This window comes from Kitasatospora sp. NPDC059571 (assembly GCF_042735675.1).
In the GTDB taxonomy this organism is placed as follows: Bacteria; Actinomycetota; Actinomycetes; order Streptomycetales; family Streptomycetaceae; genus Kitasatospora.
This window is the reverse complement of the sequence record NZ_JBHWBW010000384.1, coordinates 1-7,667: the sequence shown is the minus strand read 5'-3', so window position 1 is coordinate 7,667 and position 7,667 is coordinate 1. Positions and strand designations below refer to the sequence as shown.

The window sequence follows — 7,667 nt, the reverse complement described above, 5'->3', positions numbered from 1 at the left end:
ACACCCTCCCCAACTATGACAAAACCGCCTTCGCACTCGGTGTTCCGACCAATAGCATACCGGAAAACCGCACCCCCCCCCCCCCGGCCCCCCGGCGCCGGTCCAGCCTATCCAGCGGCGCGCCGCCACGCCCCCGACAGGCGGATGACCCGTCCGACCGCCGGGCGGGCGACCGAGTGGCGAACCACCCCCGTCGATCAGGTATTGTTTGACGCGTCGAACGGGGCAGCGCCCCGCAAGACGAAATCCTGGCTGGTTGCCCGAGCGGCCAAAGGGAGCAGACTGTAAATCTGTCGCGCAAGCTACGCAGGTTCGAACCCTGCACCAGCCACAGGATCCGAGAAGGGCCCTGATCAGTGGAGACGCTGATCAGGGCCCTTCTTGTCGTCTCGCCCGACCCGGGCCGGACCGCCCGCAGCCTTATTGCGAGGAGCTTGCAATAACGCGGTTGCGGCAGCAGAGTGGTGCCGAGGGGTGGGGCGGCCTGTCAGCCCCATCGCGAGCGCGCCCGGCCGCTGGTCGGGAGTCCTCCGTCCGAGCTGATCGTCTTCCCAACCGGCGACCGCCGGGACGCCCGGCCGGCCCACCCCGACGTGTCGGGAGGGCTCTTCGTGCCGCCGCGGTGTCCGTCGGCGGGTCAGGCCGGTCCGCTCTGCCGGGGGAGGGCGAGGGTGACGGTGTCCGCGAACTCGCGGACGGCGCTGGTGCGGCTGACCACCCGCCCGCTGTGCACCACCAGTCGACTGTGCCCGCCCGCCAGGGCGCCCGCCAGGCTGTCCCCGCGGACGGCCAACAACTCGGCCGGGAAGCCGGCGTCGACCCGGACGGGCGGCAGCCCGAGGGCGGCGCGCGCCTGGTTGGAGACGGCGTCATAGGCGGACTCCGGCCCAAGACCGCCGCCGGCCGCCAGCAGGAAGGCGGCCTCCAGCGGATCCGCCCGGCCGACCGCGGCGGACGGATCGCGCAGCGCGCCGCCGCCCGCCGCCAGCGGCACCCGGGCCTGCGCCAACTCCCTTACCGTGCCGGGTCGCAGGCCGATCGGGGGGCCGGGCGTGCCGATGCAGCCGCCGCTCTGCGGCAGGCAGACCACCCGTACCCCGGCGTCGGCCAGCACCGCCGCCCCGCCCGGGCCCAGGGCACTGCACGGGCCGAGCACGACCCGGGGCCGCAGCGGCGCCAGCGCGGCCGCCATCCGGGCCAGCCGGGCCGGCTCGGCCCCGGAGCAGTGCAGGTCCACCGGGCAGTCCGCCTCGCCCGCCGCCTCCAGCAGCACCTGGACGTACCCGACCGGGTCCGGGTCCAGCTCGGGGCAGCCGCCGGCGGCGTCGGCGCCGAGCCGCAGCGCCTCGCGCAGCTGGGCCCGGCCGTCCGCCCCCGCCAGGCCGGTCAGCAGCCGGGGCATCGCCACCGCCTGCAGATCGGCGAGTCCGCGCAGCGCCTGGCGGGCGGCGAGCACCGCCTCCAGCCGGGCCGGCCCGTGCGCGTCGCCGATCCGGACATGGGTGCGCTGCGCCGTGGCCCCGTACCCGAGCGAGGTCAGGGCGGCCTCGGTGATCCGCCGGACGAGGTCCGGCCCGCCCTCGGCGGGAGCGGCGGGGAGCGCCGCGGTGAAGGCGGCGTCGTAGTGGCCGTGCGCCTCGGCCGGTGCGGGCAGCAGCAGGTAGCCGGCGAGGTCGATCCGCGCGCCGTGGGTCACCGTCGGCCCGCCGGGCAGCGCCTTCAGCGGGCCGAGGCTCCCGGCGGTGCCCACCGCCTGGATCCGGTCGCCGCTGATCCGCACGTCCACCACGCGCCCGTCCGCGAGCCGCGCGCCGGCGAGCAGCAGGACCGGTCCGTGATCGAGCGGGTTGGGGCCCGGCGGGTCGGCGCGCGGTCCGTCGGCGGATGGGCCGTCCGCGGTCATCGGCACCTCTTCCCTGTCCGGATCCGGAAGATCGCTGCCGGTCGAGCCTAGGGCGCCGGCGGGTGGCGGGCCGGGAGGCGGGCTGAAGCCGTGTCGGCCCCGGCCGGGGCGCGGGCCGCCTCGAACGGCCGTACGTGAAGCGGGCATCTGTGCCCCCCGCCGACCTGGGGACTTGCCCGCCGGATACGGATTTCACCTCTGGCCGGGAACCGTGTAATCTCTTCCTCGTTCGCCCCTATAGCTCAGTCGGTAGAGCGTCTCCATGGTAAGGAGAAGGTCTGCGGTTCGATTCCGCATGGGGGCTCTGGTGAGAAGGATCCACTCCGGTGGTTCCCCATCATCAAAGCGGTGTAGCTCAGTTGGTAGAGCAAGCGGCTCATAATCGCTGTGTCACCGGTTCAAGTCCGGTCACCGCTACCCCGCGTAGTCGATCGGGGGTGGATAACTCCCGATCGGCTACACTTGTCTGTGTTCTTATTCGCTGTCCCAGGAAGGCACTCCCGTGGCTGCCACCGACGTCCGCCCGAAGATCACGCTGGCCTGCGTGGAGTGCAAGGAGCGGAACTACATCACCAAGAAGAACCGGCGTAACGACCCGGACCGTCTTGAGATGAAGAAGCACTGCCCGCGTTGCAACTCGCACACGGCGCACCGCGAGACCCGCTGATCTTGCTTTGACTCCAGGCCGTCCCTTTCGAGGGGCGGCCTGGAGTCGTTTTGCCTGCCGTCCGACTGACGGCCGCTCAGAGCCACCGGAGGAGTTGCCCATGCCGCTCGACCCCTCGTTCATCGGGCGGACGTACCCGCCCACCGCGCCGTACGAGGTCGGCCGGGAGAAGATCCGCGAGTTCGCGCTCGCGGTCGGTGACGCGAACCCGGCGTACACCGACCCGGAGGCGGCCAAGGCGTTCGGGCACCCGGACGTGATCGCCCCGCCGACCTTCCCGTTCGTCATCACGTACGCCGCGGCGGCCCAGGTGGTCACCGACCCCGAACTGGGCCTGGACTACAGCCGGGTCGTGCACGGCGACCAGAAGTTCGCGTACACCCGCCCGGTGCGGGCCGGCGACCGGCTCTCCGTCGTGGTGACCATCGACTCGATCAAGTCGCTGGCCGGCAACGACGTGCTGTCCGTGCGCGGCGAGGTCAGTGACGAGTCGGGCGAGCACGTGGTGACGTCGGTGATGACCCTGGTCGCGCGTGCGGCCGACGAGGCGGGGGAGTGAGCCCGATGGCGATCAGCTTCGACGAGGTCGCGGTCGGCACCGAGCTGCCGGCGCAGTCCTTCCCGGTGACCCGCGCCACCCTGGTGCAGTACGCCGGCGCCTCGGGGGACTTCAACCCGATCCACTGGAACGAGAAGTTCGCGCTGGAGGTCGGCCTGCCCGACGTCATCGCGCACGGCATGTTCACCATGGCCGAGGCCGTCCGGGTGGTCACCGACTGGGTCGGCGACCCGGCCGCGGTGGTCGAGTACGGGGTGCGGTTCACCCGCCCCGTCCCGGTGCCGAACGACGGCGTGGGCGCCGTGATCGAGGTCACCGGCAAGGTGGCGGCGCTGCTGGACGACCGCCGGGTGCGGGTCGACCTGGTGGCCACCAGCGGCGGCCAGAAGGTGCTCGGGATGTCGCGCGCCGTGGTGCAGCTGGGCTGAGTCGAGCCCCGGGGAGGGGGGGGGGGCGCCCCGCGGCGCCCCCCCCCCCCCGCCCCGGCTCAGATCCAGCCGTGCTCGCGGGCGATCCGGGCGGCCGCGTGGCGGTTCTCGGCGCCCAGCTTCCCGGCGGCCGAGGACAGGTAGTTGCGGACGGTGCCGGGGGAGAGCGCGGCCCGTGCGGCGATCTCGGCGATCGACGCGCCGTGCGCGGCCAGCTCCAGCACGTCCGTCTCGCGCGGGGTGAGCGGGCTGTCGCCCGCGCTGATCGCGTCGGCGGCCAGCTCCGGGTCGACGTAGCGGCCGCCCGCGTGCACCGTGCGGATGATCCCGGCGAGGTCTGAGGCGGAGACCGTCTTCGGCAGGAAGCCGCGGACGCCGACCTCCAGGGCCCGCTTGAGGTAGCCGGGCCGGCCGTGGCCGGTGACGATCATCGTCCGGCAGTGGGGCAGCTCGCGCCGGAGCTCGGCGGCCACCTCCAGGCCGTCCAGCCCCGGCATCTGGAGGTCGAGCACCGCGATGTCCGGCCGGTGGGCGCGGGCCATCGCCACCGCCTCCGGCCCGGAGGCGGCCTGCGCCACCACCTGGAGGTCGTCCTCCAGCCCGAGCAGGGTGGCCAGCGCCCCGCGGATCAGGTGCTCGTCGTCGGCGAGCAGGACGCGGACGGGTGCGGTCACGGGGCGGCCACCTCCAGGGCGGGCAGGTCGAGGGGGAGGGACGCGGCCAGCCGGAAGCGGCCGCCGGACGCCGGCGGAACGGTCAGCCGGCCGCCGTGCGCGGCCAGCCGCTCCCGCAGCCCGACCAGCCCGGTGCCCGGGGCGGCCGCGGCCCCGCCGCGCTCGCCCACACCGTCGTTCTCCACCTCCAGCAGCGCCGTCCCGCCGGAGACCCGCAGCCGGACGGCGCAGGACGCGGCCTCGCTGTGCCGGAGCACGTTGGTGGCGGCCTCGCGCACCACCCAGCCGAGCACCGACTGGGCGAGCGGCGGCAGCGCCGCGGCGTCCGGGCCGAGGTCGATCTCGCAGGTGACGCCGGCGGCGCGGAGCACCGCGCGGGCCCCGGCGACCTCGGCGGCCAGGTCGGCGGTTCGGTAGCCGCGGACCACCTCGCGGACCTCGCGCTGCGACTCCTGGGCGATCCGCTGCACCTCGACCATCTGGTCGGCGGCCTCGGCCCGGCCGCCGCGGGCCAGCCGGACCGCCAGCTCGCTCTTGAGGGCGATGGTGGTGAGGTTGCGGCCCAGCACGTCGTGCAGGTCCCGGGAGAAGCGCAGCCGCTCCTCGGCGACCGCGAGCCGGGACTGCGCCTCGCGGGCGGCGTCGAGCTCCCAGACCACGGAGATGATCCAGGCGGTGGAGCGCCAGGTCGCGCCGATCACCGCCATGGAGACGGCGGTGCCGACCAGGAGCCCGGCGGTGGTGCCGGCCGGCAGGCCGCCGATCACGGCGGCGGGCGCGGAGAGCAGCAGGGCGAGCACGCCGATGGGCACGCAGGCGCGGACCGGCAGGGCGACGGCCAGCGGCCCGAACCAGAACACCGCCAGCCATGCGGTGGCCGTCACCGAGGACGGGACGGGACTGCTGCTGCCGTCCGGTGCGGTGGCCAGCACCGACCAGAAGCTGCCCAGCATCACCAGCGCCGAGGCGATCAGCCAGCCGGTGGGTCGCGGGCGCCGGCCCAGGTACGAGGCGAGCGCCACCCGGCAGGAGACCACGTAGACGACGGTCGAGGCGACCGCTGCCACCATGATCAGGGCCCGGGCGACCGGCGGCACCGCGCGGCCGGCCGACCCGCTGAGTGCGCCGACCACCAGGATCGGCTGGAACACCCCGGCCAGGTACGCGGACCAGCGCAGGAACAGTTCGGTGCGCTGCGGCTTCCCCTGGGCGCGCCAGCGCCGGACCGGCCTCGCCACGTCCACGTCGTCCCCTCTCGACGGATGCATGAGCATCAGATCCTCCCACCACCGGCGGACCCGCGGGTCAGCGCCGGGGCTCCCAGCGGAACCAGCGGCGGGCGGCCCAGACGGCGACGGCCAGCCAGGCGGCGCCCAGCGCGAGGTGGGGGAGCGCCTGCGGCCAGGTGCCGAGGAAGCCGGTCGGCGGATCCGACCCGTCCGAGCCGAACCAGCCGAGGCGCAGCAGCTGGAAGGCGGGCGTGGTCGGCAGGGCGCGGCAGACGGCCGCCAGCGGTCCGGGCATGGTCTCCAGCGGGATCAGCAGCCCGGAGCCGAGCTGGGCGACGAGCAGCAGCGGCATGGTGGTGATGCCCGCGGTCTCCACCGACTTGGTGACCGCGCTGGTCGCTGCGGCGAGCGCGATCAGCAGGCCGACGCCGAGCAGCAGTCCGACGAGCAGGAGGACCGGGTTCACCGGGGCGGGCAGGCCCAGCCGGACGGCGCCCCCGGCGCCGATCAGTGCGCACTCCAGCAGGCCCAGCGCGACCGAGGGGAGCGCGGTGCCGGCGAGGATCTCCAGGTCGGTGGCCTCGCCGGTGCGCAGCCGCTTGAGCACCAGCTCGCTGCGGCGGGCGGTGTACGCGGCGGTGAGGTTGTAGTAGACGACGAACAGCAGGACGAGGCCGGTGACGCCGTTGACCAGGGCGGCGTGCAGGTCGAGGTCGGAATGGTCCTTGGCCTGCTGGTCGAGGATCCCCTTGAGGCTCACCGTCAGCACCACCGGCATGGCGACGGCCATGAACAGTGCGGTGCGGTTGCGCAGCAGCAGGGTCGCCTCGGCCCGGCCGAGGGCCAGCAGACGGCCGGCGGCGGTCGTGGTGCGGACGGCCGCGGCGGCGGCCGGTGCGGGCAGGGCGGATGCGGTCATCGGGTGCTGCCGATCGGCTCGGGGGCGGCTGCCGCCTCGGCGGCGATGGCGAGGAAGGCGTCCTCCAGGGAGGCGCTGCGGGCGTCGAGGGCGCCCAGCCGGACGCCGTGGTGCGCGGCCCAGCCGAGCACCTCGGTCAGGGTGGTCTGCAGGTCCGGCGTGCGGACGGTGATCCGGCGCCCGTCGGCGGCGACCTCGGCCCCGGCCAGCGGCGGGAGGCCGAGCGACCCGTACGGGCCGCTGCGCTCGGGCAGCTCGAAGGTGATCCGGGACGGCCGGCGGGCGCTGACCTCGGCGACGGTGCCGTCCGCGACGATGCGGCCGCCGTGCATGATGGCCAGCCGGTCGGCGAGCTCCTCGGCCTCCTCCAGGTAGTGCGTGGTGAGCAGCACCGTGGTGCCCTCGTCGCACAGCCGGCGGACCAGACGCCAGACGGCGGCGCGGGCCTCCGGGTCGAGGCCGGTGCTCGGCTCGTCGAGGAAGAGCACCTCGGGCCGGCCGAGCAGGGCGACGGCGAGGTCGAGGCGGCGGCGTTCGCCGCCGGAGAGCTGCTTGACCCGGACGTTCCGGCGCTCGCGCATGGCGACCAGGTCGAGGGCCTCGTCGACCGGGCGGGCGCCGCTGGTGAGCCCGGCCCAGCCGCGGCAGGTCTCGGCGACGGTCAGGTCGCCGGGGAAGCCGCCCTCCTGGAGCATGATCCCGATCCGGGGGCGGACGGCCGCCCGCTCGCGGTGCGGGTCGCGGCCGAGCACCCGGACCCGGCCGCCGGTGGGTGCGGCCAGTCCTTCGAGCAGTTCCATGGTCGAGGTCTTGCCGGCGCCGTTGGTGCCGAGCAGGGCGAAGAGCTCGCCGCGGTGGACGGTGAGGTCGAGGCCGCGGACGGCGTCGAAGCCGGCGGCGCCGGAGGGACCGTAGCGGCGGTGCAGGTCCGCGGCCTCGATCACGGGTGCCGGGTGGCTGGTGTCGGTCATGGTCCCAGCGTCCCGGCGGGCGGGAGCCGGGGGCAGTGCGCGCCGTCATCGGACGCCGGTGCGGATCCACGGATCGGCGGTGACATTTGTCATGGCGTGTCTCCGGGCGGTCCGGCCCCGGGAACGCGAAAGGCCCCCTCGGTGAGGGGGCCTTTCGCACTGGAGCGGACGACGAGATTCGAACTCGCGACCCTCACCTTGGCAAGGTGATGCTCTACCAACTGAGCCACGTCCGCATGCTTCTTCTGTTGTACTGCTGTGTAGCGCTCACACTGAGAGCGGACGACGAGCTGCTCACTCGCGACCGTCACCCTGTC

The 7,667-nt window shown here is 74.5% G+C and carries 8 protein-coding genes and 4 tRNA genes; 6 read left to right on the top strand and 6 right to left on the bottom strand.

Going from position 1 to position 7,667, the window contains the following annotated elements; genetic code table 11:
• Window positions 1-250 precede the first annotated feature (250 nt).
• Window positions 251-331 (top strand) — tRNA-Tyr (locus ACFV0G_RS30410).
• Window positions 332-637: 306 nt separating this feature from the next.
• Here the strand turns inward: ACFV0G_RS30410 and ACFV0G_RS30405 are convergent.
• Entirely contained in the window at window positions 638-1,903 is a 1,266-nt protein-coding gene (locus ACFV0G_RS30405) for a hydrolase (protein ID WP_380554990.1), read from the bottom strand.
• Window positions 1,904-2,134: 231 nt separating this feature from the next.
• Here ACFV0G_RS30405 and ACFV0G_RS30400 point away from each other — a divergent pair.
• The 5 genes from ACFV0G_RS30400 (at window position 2,135) to ACFV0G_RS30380 (ending at window position 3,557) form a co-directional block, all read left to right on the top strand.
• Window positions 2,135-2,207: transfer RNA gene (locus tag ACFV0G_RS30400), tRNA-Thr, on the top strand.
• Between the two features lie 40 nt (window positions 2,208-2,247).
• Window positions 2,248-2,320: transfer RNA gene (locus tag ACFV0G_RS30395), tRNA-Met, on the top strand.
• Between the two features lie 85 nt (window positions 2,321-2,405).
• Window positions 2,406-2,570, top strand: a complete 165-nt coding sequence (gene rpmG, locus ACFV0G_RS30390; RefSeq protein WP_006604855.1) for a 50S ribosomal protein L33 — start codon at window positions 2,406-2,408, stop codon at window positions 2,568-2,570.
• A 100-nt stretch (window positions 2,571-2,670) separates the two neighbouring features.
• Window positions 2,671-3,129, top strand: a complete 459-nt coding sequence (locus ACFV0G_RS30385; protein WP_380554988.1) for a MaoC family dehydratase N-terminal domain-containing protein — start codon at window positions 2,671-2,673, stop codon at window positions 3,127-3,129.
• Window positions 3,130-3,134: 5 nt separating this feature from the next.
• Window positions 3,135-3,557: a MaoC family dehydratase gene (locus ACFV0G_RS30380; protein ID WP_380554986.1), complete on the top strand. Its 423-nt coding sequence runs from the start codon at window positions 3,135-3,137 to the stop codon at window positions 3,555-3,557.
• A 59-nt stretch (window positions 3,558-3,616) separates the two neighbouring features.
• Here the strand turns inward: ACFV0G_RS30380 and ACFV0G_RS30375 are convergent, their stop codons facing one another.
• The 5 genes from ACFV0G_RS30375 to ACFV0G_RS30355 all read right to left on the bottom strand — a co-directional run bounded on the left by ACFV0G_RS30375 (window position 3,617) and on the right by ACFV0G_RS30355 (window position 7,586).
• Window positions 3,617-4,231, bottom strand: coding sequence for a response regulator (locus ACFV0G_RS30375; protein WP_380554984.1), 615 nt, complete (start codon window positions 4,229-4,231; stop codon window positions 3,617-3,619).
• Entirely contained in the window at window positions 4,228-5,505 is a 1,278-nt protein-coding gene (locus ACFV0G_RS30370; RefSeq protein ID WP_380554982.1) for a sensor histidine kinase, read from the bottom strand. Before ACFV0G_RS30370 ends, ACFV0G_RS30375 begins: the two co-directional genes overlap by 4 nt.
• Window positions 5,506-5,536: 31 nt before the next feature.
• Window positions 5,537-6,379 carry an ABC transporter permease gene (locus ACFV0G_RS30365; protein WP_380554980.1) on the bottom strand — a complete coding sequence of 281 codons (843 nt, stop codon included), beginning with the start codon at window positions 6,377-6,379 and terminating at the stop codon, window positions 5,537-5,539.
• Window positions 6,376-7,350, bottom strand: coding sequence for an ABC transporter ATP-binding protein (locus tag ACFV0G_RS30360; protein ID WP_380554978.1), 975 nt, complete (start codon window positions 7,348-7,350; stop codon window positions 6,376-6,378). Before ACFV0G_RS30360 ends, ACFV0G_RS30365 begins: the two co-directional genes overlap by 4 nt.
• Before the next feature lie 160 nt (window positions 7,351-7,510).
• Window positions 7,511-7,586 (bottom strand) — tRNA-Gly (locus tag ACFV0G_RS30355).
• Between the last annotated feature and the right edge of the window lie 81 nt (window positions 7,587-7,667).

Excerpts from the sequence above, each read along its gene's own strand:
- ACFV0G_RS30370 (WP_380554982.1), bottom strand. The coding sequence starts at position 5,505 with ATGCTCATGCATCCGTCGAGAGGGGACGACGTGGACGTGGCGAGGCCG.
- ACFV0G_RS30380 (WP_380554986.1), top strand. The coding sequence starts at position 3,135 with ATGGCGATCAGCTTCGACGAGGTCGCGGTCGGCACCGAGCTGCCGGCG.
- ACFV0G_RS30360 (WP_380554978.1), bottom strand. The coding sequence starts at position 7,350 with ATGACCGACACCAGCCACCCGGCACCCGTGATCGAGGCCGCGGACCTG.
- ACFV0G_RS30405 (WP_380554990.1), bottom strand. The coding sequence starts at position 1,903 with ATGACCGCGGACGGCCCATCCGCCGACGGACCGCGCGCCGACCCGCCG.
- ACFV0G_RS30365 (WP_380554980.1), bottom strand. The coding sequence starts at position 6,379 with ATGACCGCATCCGCCCTGCCCGCACCGGCCGCCGCCGCGGCCGTCCGC.
- ACFV0G_RS30385 (WP_380554988.1), top strand. The coding sequence starts at position 2,671 with ATGCCGCTCGACCCCTCGTTCATCGGGCGGACGTACCCGCCCACCGCG.